Below are 22,240 nucleotides of genomic sequence, written 5' to 3'. Positions count from 1 at the left end.
GCCAACCCACCCCCGACCCCTCCCTTCCAGGGAGGGGAGAGGCTGAATGTCGATTGGACCTAAACGGTGCAACCGCTTCAACCGGCGGGCGAATGGCTCTACAGGGGCGGTCGATGACTGGCTTCCCGCTCCCGCCCGGTTTCGATCCGGCCCGCTTCTTTTCGGCGCGGGTCGGCGGCCATGGGTCGCGGCTGGGCATCGGCTATCAGGCGCATGGGGCGGACTGGTGCGAATTGCTGCTGCCCTTCCGCCCCGACCTGATCGGCGATCCGGCGCGCGGCGTGCTGGCGTCGGGACCGATCCTGACGCTGATGGACATGGCGACCAGCGTCGGCGTGTGGCTGAAGCGGGGCGCGTTCCTGCCGCATGCGACGCTCGACCTGCGGCTCGACTATCTGCGCCCGGCGACGCCCGAGCGGACAGTGGTCGGGCGTGGCGAATGCTACCGCGTCGCGCGGCAGGTCGCATTCGTGCGCGGCATTGCCCATGACGGCGATCCCGCCGATCCGGTCGCGCATGTCGCTGGCACCTTCATGCTGCTGGACGCCGCATGAGCCTGCCGCCTTATGCCGAACTGCTCGGGCTGACGCTCGACACCGACGATGCCGGGCATCCGATCGTCACGATGGCGTTTGCCGACGACCTGCTCGGCCGCCCCGGCTTCGTCCATGGCGGTGCGATCGGTGGCATGCTGGAAATGGCGGCATGGGTCGCGCTGCGTCATGCGCTGGGTACCGCAGAGGCGACGATCAAGCCGATCAACGTCACCATCGATTATATGCGCGGCGGGCGCGAGCGGACGACATGGGCGGCGGGCAGCGTCACCCGGCTGGGCGCGCGCATCGCCAATGTGAGTGCGACCGCGTGGCAGGACGATCGCGACCGGCCGATCGCGGCGGCACGGCTGAACTATCTGCTACGGCGCTGAACCCGGCCGGATATTTTCAAGACCTGCGATAGTTGTGCGACATTCGGGACGTAGCAGCCTCGTACCGCAACGATGCGGACAGGTTGGAAGAGGGTGTTGCATGGCGCGGTGGACATTGGCGGTTTTGGCATTGGGGTCGGCACCGGCGGCGCTGGCGGCACAGACCGCCCCGGTCGCAGGCACCACCCAGACCCCGGTCGCACAGACGCCGACCGCGCCGCAACCGGGCGAGCCGACCGATCCGGCAGGTGCCGGCGGCACCGACACCGAAAGCGAAGCCGAAGAGATCGTCGTAACCGGCCGGCCGCCCCCCGGATCGGTACCCGGCGACATCAAGCCCGAGCTGCAATTGTCGCCGGCCGACATCCGCTCCTACGGCGTCAGCTCGGTCGCCGAACTGGTCGCCGAACTCGCCCCGCAGCTGCAATCGGTGCGCGGCGGGCAGCCGGTGTTCCTCGTCAACGGCCGGCGTTCGGCGGGTTTTCAGGAAATCCGCGACCTGCCGACCGAGGCGATCCTGCGCGTCGACATCCTGCCCGAAGAAGTCGCGCTGAAATATGGCTATCGCTCGGACCAGAAGGTCATCAACTTCGTCCTGCGCCCCCGCTTTCGCAGCTATACCGGCGAGTTGCAGGGCAGCGTGCCCACGCAAGGCGGGTCGAGCAATGTCGAGGTCGAGGGCGGGCTGGTCCGCATCGACCGCGACAAACGCTTCAACCTGAACCTGCAGGCGGAAACGACCAGCAACCTGCTGGAAAGCGAACGCGGCATCATCCCGAACACGTCGGGCACGCCCTTTGACCTGATCGGCAACGTCACCGGCACCACCAACGGCGCGGCGATCGATCCGGCGTTGAGCGCGCTGGCCGGCACCCGGGTCACCGTCGCGGCGGTGCCCGACGGCACGCCAACGCTGGCCGGGTTCGCCGCCGGGGCCAACGCGCCGCGCGTCACCGACACCACGCCGTACCGCACGCTATCGGGCGCGGTCGATCGCTTCTCCGCCAATGGCGTCTATGCGCGCAGCATCTTTGGCAATGTCGCGGCGACGGTCACCGGGCGGGTCGAGCATAACCGCACCGAATCGCTGCTCGGCCTGCCCGCCATCTCGCTGACGCTGCCGGGCAACACCCCCTTCTCGCCCTTTAGCAATGACGTGATCGTCCGCCGTTATGCCAAGGCAAGCCCGCTGGTCCAGAATGGCGAGACGACGACCGCCAATGCTGGTTTCGCGCTGAACGGCGATATCGGCCGCTGGCGCTGGACGGTGAACGGCAATTACGACCGGATCGAAACGAGCACCCGCACCGAACGCGGCGTCGACGTGACCGATATCCAGGCGGCGGTCGACGCGGGCACGTTCAGCCCGTTCGGCGATCTCGGCAACCTGATCCGCACCACCGATCGCGCGAAGTCGGTGTCGAGCATCGCCGGCATCAACGGTCTGGTCGCCGGATCGCCCTTCTCGCTGCCCGCCGGCGACGCCAGCACCAGCATCCGCATCGCCGGGACGACCAGCGATTTCAGCAGCAATTCGGTCCGCGCCGCCGAGGCCAGCGCCGCCGATCTCGGTCGCGACAGCGGGTCGGTACGCGCCAATATCGACCTGCCGATCGCCAATGCCTCGCGCGAGATCCTGTCGGCGCTCGGCCGGCTGTCGCTGAACGGCAATGCCGAGTTGGAGGAACTGTCGGACTTCGGCACGCTGACCAGCTACGGCTACGGCCTCAACTGGCAGCCGATCACGCCGCTGCGCGTGCTGGCGTCGGTCAGCCACGAACAGAATGCGCCGTCGCAGCAGCAGCTCGGCAACCCGTTCATCACCACGCCCTTCGTGCGCCGGTTCGACTATGTGCTGGGGCAGACGGTCGACGTGACCTCGATCAGCGGCGGCAACCCCGATCTGGTGCAGAGCGACAGCCGCGTGTTGAAGCTGGGCGTCAATCTGAAGCCGTGGAGCGAGCGCGATATCTCGTTCCAGTTCGATTACACGAACAACCATACCGACAACCCGATCCGCACCTTCCCGACGATCACCGCCGAGATACAGGACGCGTTCCCGGACCGCTTCACCCGCGATCCGGTGACCGGCGTGCTGACCCGGGTCGACAACCGGCCGGTCAATTTCGCGCGCGCCGACAGCAGCGTGCTGCGCTACGGCATCAACTTTGCCAAGCGGATCACCACCGCGCGCTCGCGGGCGGCGGAGGCCGCGCGGCAGGCGTTCATGGAACGGCGCCGGGCCGAGCGTGAGGCGGCGGAGGCCGCCGGCACACCGCTGCCCCCGCCCGGCGAAGGACGCGGTCCCGGCGCGGGTCGTGGTCCCGGTGGTGGCGGCGGCGGTGGACGCGGGTTCGGCGGACCGGGTGGCGGTCGTGGCGGTTTCGGGGGCGGCGGCGGCGGTGGTGGCCGACTGTGGTTCGGCCTGTACCACAGCGTGAACCTGACCGACACGATCGTCATCCGCGACGGGCTGCCGCAATTGAACCTGTTGGACGGGGCCGCGGTCGACGATAATGGCGGCACGCCACGCCACCAGATCGATTTCAACGGCGGCTATGTCCGCGACGGGCTGGGCGCGCGCGTCACCTTGAACTGGCAATCGGGGACCGAAGTCAATGGCGGCGCCAGCGGCACCGGCCAGACGCTGAATTTCGGCGGACTGGCCCGCGTCGGGCTGCGGTCTTGGATCGAACTGGGGCAGCAGCCGGGACTGGTACGCGACAATCGCTGGCTACGCGGTGCGCGGATCAGCCTGGGCGTCGACAATCTGTTCAATGCACGCCAGCGGGTGACCGACGCCAATGGCGTGGTGCCGATCAACTATCAGCCCGCCTATCGCGATGCGACCGGGCGGGTCGTCCGCCTGACCTTCCGCAAACTGTTCTTCTGACGCCGTCCGATCAATGCGCCTCCGAACGCGCGCCATCGACGTGTTCGGCGCCGGGGCGCGGTACGTCGGCGCGTTCGGCGGGGGTGCTGTCGGTGCTGGCCATGCGGCGACCACCGAAGCCGGCGGTTTCCTGATAGAGCAGCGTAATAGCGACGCGGCGGTTGCGCGGATCGAACGGATCCTTGGCGACCATCGGTTCGCGATCGGCGACGCCCTCGATCCGTTCGAAGCGACGCTCTCCGACCCCCGCCAGCGCGAGACGGCGGCGCGTCGCCTCCGCCCGGCCGGACGACAGCATCCAGTTGTTCATCGTCTCGCGCCGGCCATAGGCGACCGAATCGGTGTGCCCCCGGATCATGATCGTGTTGGGCAGGCCCTTCACCGTATCTGCGATCAGCGCCATCAGCTTCGACGCTTCAGGGGCGAGCGCGGTCGTGCCGAGCGCGAACATCGAATAATCGGCATTGTCGACCAGGTCGATGCGGACCCCGTCATGCGTCGGCACGATGCGGACGTTCCTGGCGAGCTTGCGCAGTTCGAGGCTGGATTGCAGCTTCTGTTTCAGTTCGCGCTTGATCTTCTCGAACGCCTTGCGATCGGCCTCGGCCATTTCGGCCTTGTTCTTCAACCGGCCCTTTTCGCCCGAGCCGACCTGCGTGCCGCCGGTGGCGTCGACGGGGATGGTCAGCGACCGGGTACCGGTCTGTGCGGCGCGGTGCGGGTAGCTGTCCTGATCGACGATCGATTCGCCGCCGAACAGCCCGTTCGATCCCGCCGCCCCGGCCTTTACCTGCACCAGCGACGGCGTGAAATAATCAGCCAGCCCCTTGCGCTGCTTTTCGGTCGTGGCGCCCAGCAGCCACATCAGCAGGAAGAACGCCATCATCGCCGTCACGAAGTCGGCATAGGCGACCTTCCACGCACCGCCGTGATGGCCGCCATGGCCCTCGGCGATGATCTTCTTGACGATGATGACGGGGGGCGGCTGGTTATTGCCGTGTGGTGCCTTCGCCATGGGATCAGCGTCCGCGCAGGCCGTCGAAGACTTCGGCGAAGCCGGGCTGGTTGTGGTGCGGGATGCCTGACCGTGCCGCTTCGATCACCAGCGGCTGCGGATGGCCGTGGAGCGAGGCGATGATGATCTGCTTGACGGTGTGATAGATGGCGGCATCGGCGTCGATCACCTGCTGCAACCGCCCGGCGAGCGGCCCGACCAGACCATAAGCGAGCAGAATGCCCAGGAACGTGCCGACCAGCGCCGACCCGATCATGCCGCCTAGGATCGATGGCGGCTTGTCGATCGAACCCATGGTTTTCACCACGCCCAGCACCGCCGCGACGATGCCGAGCGCCGGCAGCGCGTCGGCAAGGCCCTGCAACGTTGCCTGCGGCCCCTGTTCCTCATGATGATGGGTCTTGATGGCGTTATCCATGACCTCCTCGACCGCATGCACGTCGAGCGTGCCCGACGACACGACGACGAGGCGCAACGTATCGGCGATCAGGTTGACCAGCGTGTGGTCCTTTACCAGTCGCGGATATTCGCTGAACACGGACGACGATTTCGGGTCCTCGACATGCGGTTCCAGCGCGATCGGTCCTTCGGCGCGCAGCATCTTCATGAGTTTGGACACGAGGAAGATCGCGTCGAGATAATCCTGCTTCTTGTACTTCGGCCCTTTCAGGACCTTCATGAAGCCGCCGCCCATGCCCTTCAGCTCGCGGCCCGAATTGCCGATGATGAGCGCGCCGACCGCGGCGCCGCCGATGATGAGCATTTCGTGCGGCAGCGCGTGCAGCACGGGGCCGAGATCGCCGCCGGTAAAGGCGAAACCGCCGAACACCATGGCGATGAGGACGACGAAGCCGATGGCGGGAAACATATGGCGCTTGCCCCTGGGTTACGAACCGTTGCGGCGCTGTCCGCGTCGCATCACCCGTCCCTTTTCGCCGATAGACGTCGAGAAATCGTTACCGTCCGCCGATTTACCATGAAAACGGGCGGTCAGCGTCACTTCAAATAGTTAAACAGCGACATGCCCGCCAATTTGGAAATGCTCGCCTGCGTCGCGCTTAGAATCGTCAGCGTCTTCTGAAATTCGACCATGGTCGTGGAAATATCGGTATCTTCGAGTGCGCTGCGCGCTTCCTCGCGGTCGATGCCGATATTTTCGAGCTGGCTAGATTCGATTTCCAGCCGCGCGGCACGTGCGCCGTTGGCAGCCCGTGCCGAGGTCACCTGTGCTTCGGCGGTATCGAGCTTGCCAAGCGCAGTGTTGATCTTGGTCGTATAGGCCTTGCGCGCGGCCTCGACGTCGAACGCGGGAGCGTTCGGATCGACCGGAACCGCAGGATCGACCACCGGCTTGTCGGTCGGCATTTCCATTGCCGCCTTCAGGTCATCGATCAGGGCAAAGATGTCGACGCCGCCATTCGCGCCGCTGAACACGCGGCTGCCGTCGATGCCGACCTGCATCTGGCTCGCCTCGCCGATGCGGACGTTCGCGACCGATGCGTTGCCGGTATAGCTGATGGCGCCGGTCGTATCGTCCTTGGTAAAGGCCACGTCGCCGGTTCCGCCGAACACCGGATGGTTGCGCACGTCGCGGCTGTTGGCGATCGCCATCAACCCTTCGCGGATCTGGTCGAGTTCGGTGGCGATCGCCGCTTTGTCCTTGGCATTGAGCGTGTCGGTGCCTGCCCGCACGGTCAGTTCGCGCACGCGCACCAGTCGTTCGTCGGCATTGGCAAGCGCGGTGTCGGCCTGTGCCAGCAATCCGCGCGACAGGGTGATGTTGGAGCGGAAGGCGTTCGAATCCGCCTCCTCCTTCTTGATGCCGCCCAGCATCATCCACGATGCCGAATCCTGCGACGCGACCTTCAGATGCTTCTGGGTCGACAGCTCGGTATTCAACCGGTTGAGGTCGGCATTCAGCCGCGTCATCTGGTTCGTCGCGCGATTGTAGAAGTTGGCGGTGGAGATTTGCATCGTTCGTCCTATCGGATCGCGAACAGCGTATCGAAGGTTTCGCGCGCGACCTGGATCACGCGGCTCGACGCCTGATAGGCCTGCTGGAAGCGCATCAGGTTCACCGCTTCCTGATCAAGGTTCACGCCCGCCGCCGAATCGCGCGCATCGACCGCCGAATCGCGGATCGCGCCCTGCGCCTCGGCAATGGTCTTGCGCGCGTTCAGCGCCGATCCGTTGCTCGATTGCAGCGCGACGACGCGCTGTTCGAACAGGCCGTCGCGGCGGGCATCGAACAGGTTCGACAGGTTGCCGCTATCGCGAGCGCCCTCGCCCACCTTTGCGGCCGCGATCTTTGCCGGATCGCCCATGGTGCGCGTGACGCGACCGGTCGGCTCCATCGCGAACATCGCGACGCCGGCATCACCGTTCAGATCCTCGCCCTTGGCAAAGGCGCCGTTGACGTCCAGCACGAAATCGCTGGCGACGGCGACCACCTCCTTGCGCATGTCGCTGATCCGCTTGGCACCGTCGACCATGCCGGCCAGCGAACCACCGCGAGGGAGCAGGATGGTTTCGGTGCCGCCACGCATCGTCGTGAACACCGGCGCGCCGTCCTCGTCGCGTTCGAAGCGAACGGTCGATGCCTCGATCCCGTGGACCAGCAGCGGGCCGTCGGCACCGCCCGCACGCACGGTCACGCGCCCGGTCGTATCGAACTTGACGTCGAGATCGGTCATCTCGCTCATTTCGTCGAGCATCCGGTCGCGCTGGTCGAGCAGCTGGGCCTCGCCCGCCGATCCCTTCGACACGCGCGACAGGCCGTCGTTGATCCGTGCCAGCACCGCCGCATTGTTGCTGAGCTTGCGGACCGCATTCTCGGCATTGAGGTCGAGATTGGCAGCGGTTTCGTCGAGCGCGCCGATCGTGCCCGAAAAAGACTGCGCGACGCTCTCCGCCGCCTCCAGCATCGACCGGCGCGGCGCATCGGCCGACGGATCGGCGGACAGCGCGGTGCCGGCGTTGAAGAAGGCGGTCATGCGATCGGTCAGGGCGCGGCTGGTCAGCGCATCCTCGATCCGCACCATCCACACGATGCCGCCGTCGCTGCGCGACACGTCGGAGGTCGACTGGCGAACCTCCTGCGACCGGAAGATATCGGCGGCACGAGCTACACCGGTCACGGTCACGCCGCTGCCGGTGATCTGCCGCGACGATCCCACGCCGACCTCGGCAAGCGACGTCGTCCGCCGAACGTAACCGGTGGTGCCGGCGTTCGCGATATTGTCCGACGTCGTGGTCAGGGCCGACTGATAGGCCCGGACTCCGCTTGCCCCGATCGACAGCAGGTCGCTCATCCGCTCTTCCCTTCACCCGGGGTAACGACCGAATCGGTCCGGGCTTGAGCGGGATTATTGGCATCCGCCACGTTAACCATCTGTGACCGAGCCAGAAACTCGGTCATCGCCTTGCCGATGCCCAAGGGGGTCGACACCGACATGTTTTCGGCAACCTTCTGATCCCACATGTCGCGGAACTGGCCGGCGGCCTTGTTCTCGAACAACGGGTCGGCCAGCTTGGCCTGCCGCATCGATTTCAGCATCATGCCGGTAAAGACCGATTCGAACCGCTGGCCGGCAGCCTTCAGATTGTCCTTGTTGCCGATGCGGGTGGTGTCGACCCCGATGCCGGTCGTCGCGCCGATCACGCTCACAGGACGACCAGTTCCGCCTTCAGCGCACCCGATTCCTTCAGCGCTTCGAGGATCGCGACCAGATCGGCGGGCGATGCGCCGATCGCGTTGATCGCCTTCACAACATCGGCCAGCTTGGGGCCGGGCGCGAGGACGAACATCGGCTTCACCTCCTGCTCGACGGTCACGCCGCTCTTCTGTTCGAGGGCGGTCTGGCCCTGGCTGAGCGGCGCCGGCTGGCTGACGCGCTGGTTCTCGTCGATCTTCACGGTCAGCTTGCCATGCGTGACGGCCGAGGGCGCGACGCGGACGGCCGAGTTGATGACGACGGTACCCGTGCGGGCGTTGACGATGACGCGGGCGGCGGTTTCGGCCGGATCGACCGACAGATTCTCGACCTCGCTCATCATCATCGCGCGGGTGTCGGCACCCGGCGCCGCACGCAGCGCGACCGACACCGCGTCGATCGCGGTCGCGGTGCCGGCACCGAAACGGCGGTTGATCGCGCCGGCCACGTTCTGCGCGGTGGTGAAGTCGGCCTGCGCCAGATTGAAGGTCAGCGTCGGCGCCGTGGCGAAGCCCGTATCGACCATGCGCTCGACCGTCGCCCCTTCGGGAATACGCCCGGTCGAGGGAATGTTGACGACGATCTTCGACCCGTCGGCACCCTCGGCACCCAGGCCGCCGACCGCCAGATTGCCCTGCGCCATCGCATAGATCTGACCATCGGCCCCGAGCAACGGGGTCATGATCAACGCGCCCCCGCGCAGCGACTTGGCCTTGCCCATCGAGGCGACCGTCACGTCGAGCCGCTGGCCGGGTTTGGCGAAGGGCGGCAATTCGGCGGTGATGAGGACGACCGCCGCGTTCTTCAAACCCGGATTGGCGCCGGGCGGCAATTGCAGCCCCATGCGCGAGGCGATGGCCTTCACCGACTGCACGGTATATTCGAGATTGTCGTCCCCGGTGCCGGGGAGGCCGACGACGATGCCGTATCCGGTCAACTGGTTCGACCGGATACCCTGAAAGCGACCAATATCCTTCACCCGCTCCGCCGAAGCGGGGGCGATCATCAGGAAGGCGGCGAGAATGGCGAGCAGGAAGCGCATGGGCGGAACCTAGAACGGGCTGACGACCTGGAAGAAGCGGCTGAGCCACCCCTGCCGGCTGGCGCGGGCGACATCGCCCTTGCCGGTGTACGAGATGCGGGCATCGGCGACGCGGGTCGACGGCACGCGGTTGTTCGCATCGACATCGGCGGTGCGGACGATGCCCTTGATCGCGACGACCTCGTCCCCACGGCTCAGCGTCACCCGCTTCTGCCCCTGCACCAGCATCGTGCCGTTGGGATAGACTTCGGCGACGGTGACCGACAGTTCGCCCGACAGCGCGTTGGTCTGGTCGGAAGATCCGGTACCACCGAAATTGCGGCCGCCCGATGCCTTGGCAATGCTCGGATCGAACGCCAGCGGCCCGACCGACGGCGGCGTGATCGAGAAGCCGCCTTTGCTGTCGAGCTTCGATCCCGCCGATTTCGACGCGCTGGTGCGTTCGACCAGGGTGATTGTCAGTGGATCGCCGACCTTGCGTGCACGCCACCCCTCGTAGAGGGCGGCATAGCCCTGATCGACCTGAAAGATCGCGCCGGTGGCGACGACCGGCACGACGGCGGGCGCGGGCGGCGTGGCCGTATAGGATTCGCGCGGCAGTTTCCTGCCGAACAGGGGGCGGGCATCTGCCGGCATTGCCGCCAGCACCACCGCAGCGAACGCGACGGCGCGCACGGCGTCAGATGTTCTGGTTGACATATTTCAGCATCTCGTCGGTGGCCGAGATCATCTTCGAATTGACCTCATAGGCGCGCTGCGTCTCGATCATGTCGACGAGTTCCTCGACGACGTTGACGTTCGAGCTTTCAAGCATCCCCTGCCGGATGCGGGCACGGCCATCGAGACCGGCAACGCCCAGCTGCGCCGCACCCGACGCGGCGGTTTCGGTCAGGAAATTGTCGCCGGCCGGCATCAGCCCCGCCGGGTTCGCGAACAATGCGACCTGGACCTGGCCGATCGCCGTCGCCTCGGTCTGATTGGGGATGGTGGCGCTGACGGTGCCGTCATTGCCGATGGTGATCGAGGTCGCACCTTCGGGCAGGGTGATGCCGGGCATCACCTGATAGCCTTCGGTCGTCACCAGCAGCCCTTCGGCCGAGCGGGTGAAATTGCCGGCGCGGGTATAGCCGAGCTGACCGCCGGGCAACTGCACCTGGAAGAAACCATCGCCTTCCAGCGCCATGTCGAGCGCGTTGCCGGTTGTCGCGAGCGACCCCTGCGTCTGGATGCTGGCCGTACCCTGGATACGGACACCGGTGCCTAGGTTCAGGCCGGTCGCGTAGCGCGATTCCTGCGTCGAGGCGGCACCCTGTGCGGTGACGATCTGGTAGCTCATCGCCTCGAACGAGGCACGGTCGCGCTTGAACCCGGTCGTGTTGACGTTCGCCAGGTTGTTCGAGATGACGCGCATCCGCGTGTCCTGGGCATCCAGCCCGGTGCGCGCGATATGCAGTGCGGCGTTTGCCATGTCCTGTTCCCCTTAACTCTGGACGCGCATCAGGTTGGCGGAGGCTTCATCCATTTCCTTCGCCTGCTTCAGCATGCCCGCCTGCACTTCGTACGACCGCTGGTTCTCGATCATGTCGACCAGCGCCTGCGTCATGTTGACGTTCGATTGTTCGAGCGAACCGCTGCGGACCTTGGCGGTCATGTCGCCCGGCAGGGTACCGCCGCCGCGGACGTGCAGCAGATTGTCGATACCCTTGACGGTGTCGCTGCCCGCCGTGCTGACCAGCTTGATCTGGCCGACTTCCTGATCGGGCGTGCCGGGGGGCGATCCCTGCGGCACGACCATCACCCGGCCATCGGCGGTGATGTTGATCGACTGGGCCGGCGGTATCGTGATCGGACCGCCCACACCCATGACCGGCAAGCGATCGCCGGTCTCCAGCGTGCCGGCGGCAGTAATTTGCAGGTCGCCGCGACGGGTATAGGCTTCGGTACCGTCGGGACCCTGGACCGCGATCCATGCATCGCCCTCGACCGCGACGTCGAGCGAGCGGCCGGTGGCGAGGATCGCCCCGGCCCGGCGATCCATGTCGCGCACCTCCTCCGAAGAGGGCGAGCGCGATTCGAGTTCGCCGTTCTTGCCCTTGAGCAACAACTGCTCGAAATCGACCTTGTCGGCGCGATAGCCGATCGTCGACCCGTTCGCGATGTTGTTCGCGATCGTAGCCTGCGACGCCATGTGCCCGCGCAGTCCAGACATCGCGGTATAGACCAGCCGGTCCATCGAAGCCTCCGTGTTATGACCCCTGCTTCACAGCAAGGGCCATGCCAGTTTCATCAGGCGCGCAGGTCGAGGATCGAGCGCGTGATCTGGTTCGAGGTGTCGAGCGCCTTCGAGTTCGCCTGGAAGTTGCGCTGTGCGGCGATCAGACCGACCAGTTCCTCGGTGATGTCGACGTTCGACCCTTCGATCATGCCCGACATCAGCGAGCCCGCGCCGTTTTCGCCCGAGCTGGCGAAGGTCGGATCGCCCGACAGGCCGGTCGCCTGCCAGTTGCTGTTGCCCATCTGACGCAGGCCCGACGCGTTCGAGAAGTTGACGATCGCGACCTGGCCCAGCGGCTTGGTATCGCCGTTCGAATAGCTGGCGGTGACGATACCCTTTTCGTTGATCGTCACGCCCTGCAGGCGACCGACCTCGACACCATCCTGGAGCTGGGTCGACACCTTGAACGGCTTGGTCGTCGAGACCGTGGTCGTCGGGATGGTCAGCTTGATCTGCTGCTGGGCGATACCGCTGGCCGGCATGAACGAGTTGAAGGATTGCTCGACGGCGGTGGCGAGTTCGCCATCTTCGTTGAATTGGACGGTCACCGACGGCGTCTTGTCGGCGCCGACCGTCATCGCCTGGTCACCGACGAAGCTGTACGCCTGCCACGTGCTCGTAAGGTCCGTCGCATCGGTATCAGGGGCGGTGGTGCGCACCATGTACGTGGTCATCGTCATCGGATTGCCCGCGCCGTCATAGACGGTGGTTGAGATGGCTTCGTTGTAACTGCTCGAATCGAAGCGGCTGAACGGTGTGGTCGACGGCACGATGGAGCGGGCGTTCACGTTCATACCCAGCGTGACTTCGTCGGTGCCCTTCGGCTTGCCCGAGGTGCCGTTGAGCACGAGGTCGGTCAGCGACGCGCGCGTCGTGGCGATGACATTGCCGTTGCCGTCGACCGGATAGACCTGCAACCGCGCGCCCTGCGCATCGGTGACGAACTGGTTGGCATCGACGCGCAGCGAACCGTTACGGGTGAAGGCCAGACCCTGCTTGTTGGGATCGGGCTTCAGCGCGAAGAAGCCGTCGCCGGCGATCGCGATGTCGAGCGACGACGACGACTGGACGAGGTTGCCTTCGCCGAACTGCTGGCGATTGCCCTTCACCACCGTACCCGAACCGACCATCTGCGTCGGCGCGACGGCGAGGTTCGACGCGATCACGTCGGCGAATTCGGCGCGGCTCTTCTTGAAGCCGGTGGTGCCGACGTTGGCGAGGTTGTGCGAGATCGACGCCATGTCGACCTGCGAGGCTTTGAGACCGGAGAGCGAGGTATAGAAGGACATGCTAGGCTCCTGCGGGTATTCTTGAGAAGAGGGTTCAGGCGATCTTGCGGACGGTGTCGGCCGCGACCTGCGACCCGTTCGACAGCGTCAGCGTCGGCTTGCCGCCGTTCGGCATCACCGATGACACGCCCGCCCAGGCGAGATTGCGTGCCTTGACCACGACGCCGCTCGAATCCGATGCGGCGACCGAGATGGTATAGGGGCCGGCGCCGGCGGGGGTGCCGCTGTCGGTCGTGCCGTCCCATTGATAATCGACCATGCCCTTGGGCTGCGCGCCCATCGACACGGTGCGCGCAACCGCGCCGGTGGCGTCGCGGATCTCGAGCTGGACCTTGGTGGCATCGCCATCGAGTTCGACCGCGCCGTTGACATTGCCGTTGTTGTCGGCGGCGGCGGTCGGGCTGTCGGTCAGCACCGCCTTGCCGATCCACGACACGGCGTCGCTGGTGCCGTTGCCGCCCATCTTGGCCGCCATCGTCTTCAGCGTCGACGTCATCTCGGTGATGCCCGACAGCGACGAGAATTGCGCCATCTGCGCGACCATCTGGCCGTTGTCGGTGGGGTTGAAGGGATCCTGATATTGAAGCTGCGCGGTCATCAGGCGGAGGAAATCGTCCTGGCCCAGCGAGCGCTGACCCATTTTCGACTTCGCCGCCGCCTGCTTGACCGCATCGAGTTGCGGAAGATTCTGGACCGAAGTTGTGGCCATGATCAGCGTCCCAAACGGAGGGTTTCGGTAATGAGCGACTTGGTGGTCGACATCACTTCGACATTGTTCTGATAGGTGCGGGCGGCATCGAGCATGTCGACCAGCTCGCGCGGTTCGTCGACGGCGGCTTCCCAGACATTGCCCTCGGCATCGGCCAGCGGGTTGCTGGGGTCGTAGCGCTTGGCCGGTGCCTCGCCCGCCTGTACGACTTCGCGTGCATCGACGGTGGCAAGGCCGGTCGCCGCGTCGAAGCTGGTGCGGAACACCGGCTTCATCGTGCGATAGGCGGTGTCCTGCGTCGTCGCGACCGCGCCGGCATTGGCGAGGTTCGACGCGGTAGTGTTCATCCGCACGAGCTGCGCCGACATGGCGCGGCCCGATACTTCGAAGATGCTCATCGGCGCGGGCATCGTTTATTCCCCCTTCAGCGCGCGGGTGATGGTGGAGATGCGGCCGTTCAGGAACGCGAGTGTCGTCTGATACGCCACGGCGTTCTCGGCGAAGGCGGTCTGTTCGGTCACCAGTTCGACGGTGTTGCCGTCCATCGAGGGCTGGACCGGCAGGCGATAGAGCGTGTTGCGGTCGATGGCGCCGTCGACATTGCCGCCGCGCTCCGCCCCGGCCAGCGCCGCGCGGAAATCGACGTCCTTCGCCTTGAATCCGGGGGTGGACGCGTTGGCGATGTTCGACGCCAGCATCCCCATGCGCTGCGCCCGCACCTCCAGCGCGGCACCATGAATCCCGAACAGAGCGTTGTCGGCCATCGGCCCGAAATCTCCTGAGCGGCGCGCCGGATGCGCGTCCCCACGGATCACAGCAAAGCGCGTGCCAATTTTGCCGGACCGGGGGTGAGCGAACGAGATATGTCCGACCTTAACCATGATCGCGGCAACCGCCCGCCGCCGCCCGGCAAGCGCTTGCCGCCATCAAACTGGCATCGCCCTTGCAGAGAGGCCGGCATGAACCTGTCGCTGCTTGCCCCCTATGCCGATCCGCTCGCCGCGGCGTTCGTAATCGGCGGGACCATCCTGACCATCGCGATCCGCACGCCGCGCGCCGATCTGGGCCGCGCCGTGCGCGCGCTCGCCACCCTGCCGCGCCGGCCATTTTCGGCTGATACCGGCATCGAACAGATTGCCGCGCTGGCACGGATCGCGAGGCGCCACGGCGTGCTGACGCTCGACCGGTCGCAGATCGCCGACCCCGATATCGCCGAAGCGATCGCAGCGATCGTCGACGGCGCCGGGCCCGATGCGGTCGGTGAGACGCTGAGCCACCGCAACGCCGCGCGCGCCGAACGCCATCTCGCCGCCGCCGACATGTGGGCCGCGGTCGCCGAGCTGGCTCCGGCCCTGGGCATGATCGGCACGCTCATTGGGCTGGTGCAGATGTTCATGGCGATGACCGATCCGAGTGCGATCGGGAAGGCGATGGCGGTCGCGCTGCTGTCGACGCTGTACGGCGCGATCGTTGCCGCGCTGATCGGGATGCCGATCGCCGGACGGCTGCGGCGGATGGCGCGGATCGAGGCGTTCGAGCGCAGCCGCTTCGAAGGGCCGCTGGTGGCACTCGCCCGGCGCGAGCGACCGCATTTCCGGGAGGCGGCGGAATGAAGATGTCGCGTTTCGACGTCGCGCCCGGCCGGCCGCTATGGCTGACGACGCTGGCCGACCTGTCGCTGCTGCTGGTCGGGTTTTTCGTGTTTCTGCAGGCATCGCAGACGGTCGATCGGAAGGCGCTGACCGCCGGTATCCGTGCAGGCTTCGATGCAGACGCAGCACCGATGACGCTCGACCGCGGGATCGTCGACGGGTTCGCGCAGGGATCGGCGGCGATGCCGGCCAGCTATGGCCGGACGCTCGACTTCGTCCGCGCCGCCGCCACCGATCCGCGGGTGAAGGTGACGCTGACCGGCGGCACCGATGGCGATGTCGATCCGCTGACCGGCAGCGCCGCGATTCTTGCGAGCGACCGCGCCCGGACCGTCGCCATCGCGCTGGTCGCCGATGGCGCAGTGCAGCCCGACCAGCTTGCCTTTGCCCCGCCCGCCACCGGCAGCCGGGGCGTCCAGATCGATCTGGGCTTTGCCGGCGACCGGCAAGCCGTTGCCGACCGGCAGGCGCCGGTTGCCGCCCCCATTCAAGGAGCCGAACAATGATCCGTCCGATCCTGACCACCCTGTTGCTGACCGCTGCGCCCGCCGTCGCGGCGCAGAGTTTCCAGTCGACTGCGCAACTGGACGAAGCGGTCGTGCAGTTCACCGGTGCCAGCATCGGCAGGGACGGCGGCGCGCAAATGCCGGTCGATCCACGCCTGAAGCTGGCGAAATGCGCGATGCCGCAATTCGGCTGGCTGTCCGAACGGCAGGACGCGGTCGTCATCAGTTGCATGGCACCGGCTTGGAAAGTCTATGTTCCGGTCCGCCGCAGCGTGCCGATCGCACCGCAGCGCGCTGCTGCCGCGGTCGCCGCCGCCCCGGCAGCGAAGCCCGAGCCGGTGATCCGGCGCGGCGACCCGATCATGGTCGAGGCCGGGGCGGATGGCTTTTCGATCACCCGCGACGGGGTGGCGATGAGCGATGCGCCGGTCGGCGGGCGGTTGATGGTCAAGGTCGACCCGGCCAAGCCACCGATCCAGGCGATCGCGATGGAATCGGGTCGTGCCGCCCTGCCCGGCTTCGGGCGGTGACGCGCAGCAATCGACGAAAAATCGATCCACAGTAATTTTTGCTAAAGAAGTTCGGGAAGGGGCCGTTTCTCCTCATGTCAGCAGTTCGCGAAGGACGGAGACATGGTGGATTCAGTCGGTTCAAGGCCGGTAAGTTCGATCGGGCAGCGTGCCATCGCACGCACCGAGGGACAGACACGCGCCGAGGCGGCACCGCCGGCGGAGGGCACACGCAAGACCGGCGTCGCCCTTCTGTCAGGGGGCACGACCGCCGCCGCGCTGTCGTCGTCGCCGCCGGTCGATACCGACCGGGTCGCGACGATCCGCAAGGCGATCGCCGAAGGCCGCTTCCCCTTGTCGCCCGCCACCATCGCCGACCGGCTCATCGCCCTGAAACTCGATTGGAACAGCAATGAACCGGCGTGATGCGCTGATCCAGATCATCGACAGCCTGCATGCGGAGATCGCCGCGATGCAGGCGAACGACGTCACCGCGCTGGAAACCGCGACGGCGATGAAGCTGCAGGGGATCGAGGCGGTCGCCGCCAATGACGACGTGCCGCTCGATGCCGAGCTGGAGACGCTGGCCCGTGAAGCGCAGCGGCTGAACGAGACCGCGCGCATCTATGTCAACCTGATGTCGGCCAATGTCCGTCGGCGGATCGAACAGCTGACCGGCGGCGGTTTGCCGGCCTACCGGCCGGGGATTGCCGCCACGCCGCAGCGGATGGCGGCGGCGGCGTATCGGTGAGGCGAGAAGACTACCCGAACACGACGTTCCGTTCGTCCTGAGTAGCCATTGACCCTGTCGAAATGGCGTATCGAAGGACCCGAGCTACCGGTGCTTCGATACGGGTCTTCGACGGTGCTCAGCCCCTACTCAGCATGAACGGGTGGGTTGAGCCTAGCCGTAGCAAAACTGGCACGCCGCTTGCTGAGTGGTCCCCTGAACAGGGGAAGCGAAGCACAGCCCGATGAATGTCGTACCGGTAGAAGCCCGATCCAACGTCCATAGCGCGATCGCGACGGCGAGCGCGCGGACGGGTATCGATTTCAATTACCTGTTGGGACAGGCGCAGGTCGAAAGCGGCCTGCACACCAATGCCCGCGCCGCGACCTCGTCGGCGACCGGACTGTACCAGTTCGTCGAACAAAGCTGGCTGGGCGTGGTGAAGGCGCATGGCGCCGAACACGGCATGGGCTGGGCATCCGACAGCATCCGCCAGGGTAGCAACGGCCGCTATTATGTCGCCGACCCGGCCACGCGCCGCGCGATCCTGCAACTGCGCAGCGATCCGCAGGCATCGTCGCTGATGGCCGCCGAACATGCCGCCGACAACAAGGCGTCGCTGGAAGGCGCGCTCAGCCGCAGCGCGACCGGCACCGACCTGTATATGGCCCATTTCCTGGGGCTGGGCGGTGCGCGCCAGTTCCTGACGTCGATGCAGGCCAATCCCGACCGGTCGGCCGCCGCAATGTTCCCCGCCGCCGCGCGGGCCAACAAGTCGATCTTCTATGCGCCGGGCGGCCAGCCGCGCTCGCTCGGCGAAATCTACGAACGGATGGGCGCGAAGCTCGACCGCGGGGCCAAGGCCGTCGGCGGCAGCGGCGTCGAGGATGGCGGCTTCCCGGTCAACCGGATGCAGCAGCCCGCCGTGATGCTGAACGGTTTTGGCGGCGACGTCATCATGGGCAACGAGGCACAGGGCGGCGACGAGGCATGGCTGGCGTCGACCATCGCCAATCTGAATGTCGTGCGCAGCCGTGGCGGCGACGTGACGACGAACCCGGCGCAGATGGCGTCGCTGTATCGCCCGACGCCTGAATCGGCGCGGCTCGCCTATTCGATCCTCGCCAATCTGGGAGCCGCATGATGCAGGCGATCCTGAGCAATCCCAAGAGCATCCTGCCCGCGCTGCGTGGGTCGGCGCTGCCCGGTGCGATCCTGCTGCTCGTCCTGCTGATGGTCGTGCCGATCCCGGCGTTCATGCTCGACATCTTCTTCGTCATGAACATCATGATCTCGATCGCGGTGTTGATGGTGGCGCTCAACGCGCAGAAGCCGCTCGACTTCTCCGCCTTTCCGACGGTGCTGCTGTTCGCGACGCTGTTCCGGCTCGGCCTGAATGTCGCATCGACGCGCGTCGTGCTGGTCCACGGCCATGAAGGCGAAGCGGCGGCGGGCCATGTCATCGAGGCGTTCGGCAGTTTCCTGATTGGTGGCGACTATGTCGTCGGCCTCTTCGTCTTCTCGATCCTGATCATCATCAACATGATCGTGGTGACCAAGGGCGCGGGCCGCGTGTCCGAAGTGTCGGCGCGCTTCACCCTCGACGCCCTGCCCGGCAAGCAGATGGCGATCGACGCCGATCTGAATGCCGGCCTGATCACCCCCGACGAAGCCCGCGCCAAGCGTATCGAAACCGGCGCCGAAGCCGATTTCTATGGCGCGATGGACGGTTCGTCGAAGTTCGTGAAGGGCGACGCGGTCGCCGGCCTGCTGATCCTCGCCATCAACATCGTCGGCGGCCTGATCCTGGGCGTCGTCAGCCACCAGATGGCGGTCGGCCAAGCCGCACAGACCTATGTCCTGCTGGCAATCGGCGACGCACTGGTCGCGCAGGTGCCTTCGCTGCTGCTGTCGATCGCCGCCGCCGCCATCGTCACCCGCGTCACCTCGACCTCTTCGCAGGACCTCGCCGGACAGATCGGGACGCAGTTCGCGTCGCACCGCACCTGGGCGCCGGTTGCCGGCATCCTCGGCCTGCTGGCGATGCTGCCGGGCATGCCGTTCCTCGTGTTGGCGCCGGCCGCCGGCATTGCGGGCTTCGCTTCGTGGAAGCTGACCAAGCAGAAGAACGCGCCGCCCCCCGCCCCGCCGGTCGAGGACCTGCCCGAACCCGCCGACCTGTCGAAGATCGGCTGGGACGAGGTCAACGACAATTGCCACATCATGCTCGACATCGGCTATGGCCTGGTCCCGCTGGTCGACGAGCGCAAGGGCGCGCCGCTGATGAGCCGGATCACCGGCGTCCGTCGCCAGCTGTCCAAGGATCTGGGCTTCGTCGTGCCGCAGGTGAAGGTGCGCGACGACATCAACCTCGCCCCCTATACCTATCGCATCTCGATCGGCGGCGTGGTCGTCGGCGAGGACATGGCGTCGGCGAACGAGATGCTGGCGCTCGACACCGGTCAGGCGGTCGGCGGCTTCCTTGAGGGCAAGACCGCCAAGGACCCGACCTTCGGATTGGACGCGATCTGGATCCAGCCGGGTGACGCCGATGCCGCGACCGGTGCCGGCTATCTGGTGGTCGATGCCGGCACGGTGATCGCCACCCACCTGAACCATGTGCTGACCGTCAACGCGACCGAGCTGCTGGGTCCGGACGAGGTGCAGGCGCTGCTCGACGGGCTGAAGGACCGGGCCGCGAGCCTGGTGGCGGCGCTGTGCCCGCAGCCGCTGACGCTGACCACGCTGACGCAGGTGCTGCGCGCGCTGCTGGCCGAGAATATCCCGCTGAAGGAGTTCCGCCGCATCGCGGCCGCCATCGCCGTGACCGCGCAGCGGACGCAGGATGCCGAGGAGATCGTCGAGCTGATCCGGCCGGAACTGGGCGCGCTGATCATCCAGAAGCTGTGCGGCGTGCGCGAGCCGCTCAGGGTGATGACGCTCGAAGGGCAGCTGGAAGCGCTGCTGGGTCAGGCGATGCGTGGCGATCCGTCGCGGCGCAACGCGATCGAGCCGGATCTCGGCCGGCGGATCGTCGATGCGCTGACCCATGCCGCACAGCCGCTGATGGCCGAGGCCAAGCCGTTCGCGCTGGTCGTGCAGCCCTCGATCCGCGTCGCGGTGCGCAAGCTGGTCAAGACCTGCCTGCCCGACACCCCGGTCATGAGCTTCTTCGAAGTTCCCGAAGACAAGGCAGTCGAAGTCGTCGCCGTCATCGGCGCCCCGGAGGCAATTCCCGCATGAACGCCCCCTTCTTTCCGCAGCCCGAACTGAACGCCGCCGCGACCTATACCAGGCGCGCCCGGCCGAACGATGCCGATGCGCTGGTGCGCAAGCATTTACCGCTGGTCCGGCGGATCGCGTGGCACGTCCACGGCCATATGAGCACGATGGTCGATGTCGAGGATCTGGTGCAGGTTGGCCTCGTCGCGCTGGTCGAGGCGGTGCCGATGTTCGAGGATCGCGGCGCGGTCACGTTCGAGCAGTATCTCGCCACCCGGCTGCGTGGGGCAATGATCGACGAACTGCGGCGGCAGGCGACGATCAGCCGCGGCGCGATGAAGCGGCGGCGCGACTATGCCAAGACGGTATCGGCGCTGACCCAGGAACTGGGCCGCGCGCCAGTGCCGGCCGAGATTGCCGACCGGCTGGGCGTGCCGCTCGGCAAGTTGCGCAGCGACTATGCCGATGTCCAGTCGGTGCAGTTCGATTCGATCGACGACGTCTATACCGACGAGGCGCCGTGGTTCATGGACGACGGCCCCGATGCGTTCGAGGCGCTGGCGGAAGGGGAATTGCGCGAGACCCTGATCGCCGCGATCACCGCGCTGCCCGAACGCGAGGCGCAGGTGATCCAGCTTTATTATGTCGAGGAACTGAACCTCGAGGAAATCGGGCAGGTGCTGGGCGTCGGTGCGGCGCGCATCTGCCAGATCAAGAAATCGGCGCATGAGAAGCTGAAGAAGGCGCTGATGCGGGCGGCGGGATAATTTCCTTCCTTGTACGTAACTTAGGCGGGGTCGGGCTTGGGTCCGGCCCCGTTTTTTTGTCCAAAGTTCACTAAGTTCACACTCGCCGCGTTTTTTCGCGTGGGCCGATGCGCTGGCGGCGCGGGGTCGGTGGTCTGGCAATGAGAGAGATCCGGATTGCGAGGTTAGGTTGAGCGCCTGCCTGTAGGAAAGCGGTACGTTCGGCTCTGACGATGCTCCGTCCCTTTCGCGCCGGGGAAGGAGCCGCACGCGCAACTGGAGACAGCGCGTGCCCCGGCGAAGGCCGGGGTCCGGTTGGGAAGACTTCTCGGTATCTTACGAATGTCCCAAACTGTGCGCCGGCCTACATCGTAGCAGGAGACGAGGTAGGCGATCGGGGCAGCCGACACGGTTCGCTTCCCCCGTCCGTCCCGCGCGTGGCCAGCCCCCCCCACCATCCTGGGATGGTCCCCCTCCCCGCGAGCAGGGAGGATTTTAGCTGGCGGCAATCCGTTGCCGGTCCGCCTGTGGCCAGCCCCCTCCACCACCGCTTCGCGGCGGTCCCCCTCCCCGCGGGGCGGGGAGGATTTGGGGCGTGCGATATATAGAGTCCGTCTTTGGATGCCGGACGCCGAAAACCCCCGGCGGCCGGTTGGCCGTCGGGGGCTGGTCCCGTTACCGGGAGGACCGCTGCCGCCGCCTTCATGCAAGGGGGAACGGCGGCAGCGGAGCCGGGATTAGCCGAGCAGCTTGAGCACGCCCTGCTGCGACTGGTTGGCCTGCGCCAGCATCGCGGTCGATGCCTGGCCGAGGATCTGCGCCTTGGCGAGCGCGGTCGATTCCGACGAGAAGTCGGTGTCTTCGATGCGGCTGCGCGCTTCCTGCAGGTTCGACGAGGTGGTGGTCAGGTTGTTGACGGTAACCTGCAGACGGTTCTGCACCGCACCGAGGTCGCCACGGATCGATGAGATCTTGTCGAGCGCCTTGTCGATCGCGGTCATCGCCACCGAG

The 22,240-nt window shown here is 66.4% G+C and carries 25 protein-coding genes; 11 read left to right on the top strand and 14 right to left on the bottom strand.

Annotated features, from left to right (window positions below; genetic code table 11):
- Positions 1-113 precede the first annotated feature (113 nt).
- The 3 genes from ASE59_RS05205 (at position 114) to ASE59_RS20185 (ending at position 3,821) form a co-directional block, all read left to right on the top strand.
- Complete coding sequence (locus ASE59_RS05205) at positions 114-554, top strand: PaaI family thioesterase (RefSeq protein ID WP_056453195.1); 441 nt, start codon at positions 114-116, stop codon at positions 552-554.
- On the top strand, positions 551-928 hold the full coding sequence (locus ASE59_RS05200; protein WP_056453191.1) for a PaaI family thioesterase: 378 nt from the start codon (positions 551-553) through the stop codon (positions 926-928). The genes ASE59_RS05205 and ASE59_RS05200 overlap by 4 nt, the downstream gene beginning before the upstream one ends.
- A gap of 100 nt (positions 929-1,028) precedes the next feature.
- Entirely contained in the window at positions 1,029-3,821 is a 2,793-nt protein-coding gene (locus tag ASE59_RS20185; protein ID WP_056453187.1) for a hypothetical protein, read from the top strand.
- Positions 3,822-3,831: 10 nt separating this feature from the next.
- Here the strand turns inward: ASE59_RS20185 and ASE59_RS05190 are convergent, their stop codons facing one another.
- The 13 genes from ASE59_RS05190 to flgB all read right to left on the bottom strand — a co-directional run bounded on the left by ASE59_RS05190 (position 3,832) and on the right by flgB (position 14,628).
- Positions 3,832-4,836, bottom strand: coding sequence for a flagellar motor protein MotB (locus ASE59_RS05190; protein ID WP_082458109.1), 1,005 nt, complete (start codon positions 4,834-4,836; stop codon positions 3,832-3,834).
- A gap of 4 nt (positions 4,837-4,840) precedes the next feature.
- Positions 4,841-5,704 (bottom strand): flagellar motor stator protein MotA, encoded by an 864-nt coding sequence (gene motA / locus ASE59_RS05185; RefSeq protein ID WP_056453182.1) that lies wholly within the window; start codon positions 5,702-5,704, stop codon positions 4,841-4,843.
- A gap of 128 nt (positions 5,705-5,832) precedes the next feature.
- Positions 5,833-6,810, bottom strand: coding sequence for a flagellar hook-associated protein FlgL (gene flgL, locus ASE59_RS05180; protein WP_056453179.1), 978 nt, complete (start codon positions 6,808-6,810; stop codon positions 5,833-5,835).
- Positions 6,811-6,818: 8 nt separating this feature from the next.
- The gene (gene flgK, locus ASE59_RS05175) at positions 6,819-8,147 is read right to left on the bottom strand and encodes a flagellar hook-associated protein FlgK (protein WP_056453177.1); all 1,329 of its coding nucleotides are present in this window, start codon (positions 8,145-8,147) and stop codon (positions 6,819-6,821) included.
- A complete protein-coding gene (locus ASE59_RS05170; RefSeq protein WP_235515652.1) occupies positions 8,144-8,503 on the bottom strand; it encodes a rod-binding protein in 360 nt (119 codons plus the stop codon). The genes flgK and ASE59_RS05170 overlap by 4 nt, the downstream gene beginning before the upstream one ends.
- Positions 8,500-9,591 carry a flagellar basal body P-ring protein FlgI gene (locus ASE59_RS05165; RefSeq protein ID WP_056453171.1) on the bottom strand — a complete coding sequence of 364 codons (1,092 nt, stop codon included), beginning with the start codon at positions 9,589-9,591 and terminating at the stop codon, positions 8,500-8,502. Before ASE59_RS05165 ends, ASE59_RS05170 begins: the two co-directional genes overlap by 4 nt.
- Positions 9,592-9,600: 9 nt before the next feature.
- Positions 9,601-10,290 carry a flagellar basal body L-ring protein FlgH gene (locus ASE59_RS05160; RefSeq protein WP_056453167.1) on the bottom strand — a complete coding sequence of 230 codons (690 nt, stop codon included), beginning with the start codon at positions 10,288-10,290 and terminating at the stop codon, positions 9,601-9,603.
- Positions 10,271-11,059 carry a flagellar basal-body rod protein FlgG gene (gene flgG, locus ASE59_RS05155; RefSeq protein WP_056453164.1) on the bottom strand — a complete coding sequence of 263 codons (789 nt, stop codon included), beginning with the start codon at positions 11,057-11,059 and terminating at the stop codon, positions 10,271-10,273. The genes ASE59_RS05160 and flgG overlap by 20 nt, the downstream gene beginning before the upstream one ends.
- Before the next feature lie 12 nt (positions 11,060-11,071).
- Positions 11,072-11,824, bottom strand: coding sequence for a flagellar basal body rod protein FlgF (locus ASE59_RS05150; RefSeq protein WP_056453161.1), 753 nt, complete (start codon positions 11,822-11,824; stop codon positions 11,072-11,074).
- 53 nt (positions 11,825-11,877) lie between these two features.
- Complete coding sequence (locus tag ASE59_RS05145) at positions 11,878-13,155, bottom strand: flagellar hook protein FlgE (RefSeq protein ID WP_056453157.1); 1,278 nt, start codon at positions 13,153-13,155, stop codon at positions 11,878-11,880.
- A 34-nt stretch (positions 13,156-13,189) separates the two neighbouring features.
- Positions 13,190-13,864 carry a flagellar hook assembly protein FlgD gene (locus tag ASE59_RS05140; RefSeq protein WP_056453153.1) on the bottom strand — a complete coding sequence of 225 codons (675 nt, stop codon included), beginning with the start codon at positions 13,862-13,864 and terminating at the stop codon, positions 13,190-13,192.
- A 2-nt stretch (positions 13,865-13,866) separates the two neighbouring features.
- A complete protein-coding gene (flgC, locus tag ASE59_RS05135) occupies positions 13,867-14,274 on the bottom strand; it encodes a flagellar basal body rod protein FlgC (RefSeq protein ID WP_056453150.1) in 408 nt (135 codons plus the stop codon).
- 3 nt (positions 14,275-14,277) lie between these two features.
- Positions 14,278-14,628, bottom strand: coding sequence for a flagellar basal body rod protein FlgB (gene flgB / locus ASE59_RS05130; RefSeq protein WP_056453146.1), 351 nt, complete (start codon positions 14,626-14,628; stop codon positions 14,278-14,280).
- Between the two features lie 195 nt (positions 14,629-14,823).
- On the opposite strand from flgB, the gene ASE59_RS05125 reads away from it, so the two are divergent.
- The 8 genes from ASE59_RS05125 to fliA all read left to right on the top strand — a co-directional run bounded on the left by ASE59_RS05125 (position 14,824) and on the right by fliA (position 21,250).
- Positions 14,824-15,477 (top strand): motility protein A, encoded by a 654-nt coding sequence (locus tag ASE59_RS05125; RefSeq protein WP_056453144.1) that lies wholly within the window; start codon positions 14,824-14,826, stop codon positions 15,475-15,477.
- Positions 15,474-16,022, top strand: coding sequence for a flagellar motor protein MotB (locus ASE59_RS05120; protein ID WP_056453138.1), 549 nt, complete (start codon positions 15,474-15,476; stop codon positions 16,020-16,022). Before ASE59_RS05125 ends, ASE59_RS05120 begins: the two co-directional genes overlap by 4 nt.
- Positions 16,019-16,552, top strand: coding sequence for a flagella basal body P-ring formation protein FlgA (locus ASE59_RS05115; RefSeq protein WP_056453132.1), 534 nt, complete (start codon positions 16,019-16,021; stop codon positions 16,550-16,552). The genes ASE59_RS05120 and ASE59_RS05115 overlap by 4 nt, the downstream gene beginning before the upstream one ends.
- A gap of 102 nt (positions 16,553-16,654) precedes the next feature.
- Positions 16,655-16,957, top strand: a complete 303-nt coding sequence (flgM, locus tag ASE59_RS05110; RefSeq protein ID WP_056453129.1) for a flagellar biosynthesis anti-sigma factor FlgM — start codon at positions 16,655-16,657, stop codon at positions 16,955-16,957.
- Complete coding sequence (locus ASE59_RS05105; protein ID WP_056453126.1) at positions 16,944-17,282, top strand: hypothetical protein; 339 nt, start codon at positions 16,944-16,946, stop codon at positions 17,280-17,282. Before flgM ends, ASE59_RS05105 begins: the two co-directional genes overlap by 14 nt.
- Before the next feature lie 223 nt (positions 17,283-17,505).
- A complete protein-coding gene (locus tag ASE59_RS05100; RefSeq protein ID WP_056453123.1) occupies positions 17,506-18,405 on the top strand; it encodes a hypothetical protein in 900 nt (299 codons plus the stop codon).
- The gene (flhA, locus tag ASE59_RS05095) at positions 18,405-20,504 is read left to right on the top strand and encodes a flagellar biosynthesis protein FlhA (protein ID WP_200913158.1); all 2,100 of its coding nucleotides are present in this window, start codon (positions 18,405-18,407) and stop codon (positions 20,502-20,504) included. Before ASE59_RS05100 ends, flhA begins: the two co-directional genes overlap by 1 nt.
- Positions 20,501-21,250: an RNA polymerase sigma factor FliA gene (fliA, locus tag ASE59_RS05090; protein WP_082458108.1), complete on the top strand. Its 750-nt coding sequence runs from the start codon at positions 20,501-20,503 to the stop codon at positions 21,248-21,250. The genes flhA and fliA overlap by 4 nt, the downstream gene beginning before the upstream one ends.
- 716 nt (positions 21,251-21,966) lie before the next feature.
- On the opposite strand, the gene ASE59_RS18995 is transcribed toward fliA, so the two are convergent.
- Positions 21,967-22,240 (bottom strand): flagellin (locus ASE59_RS18995; RefSeq protein ID WP_268795259.1); only part of this gene is annotated, 274 nt, incomplete at its 5' end.

It is taken from the genome of Sphingomonas sp. Leaf10 (assembly GCF_001421245.1).
Taxonomy (GTDB): Bacteria; Pseudomonadota; Alphaproteobacteria; order Sphingomonadales; family Sphingomonadaceae; genus Sphingomonas.
The sequence above is the reverse complement of the archived record's forward strand: the minus strand, read 5'-3'. Positions and strand labels throughout refer to the sequence as shown.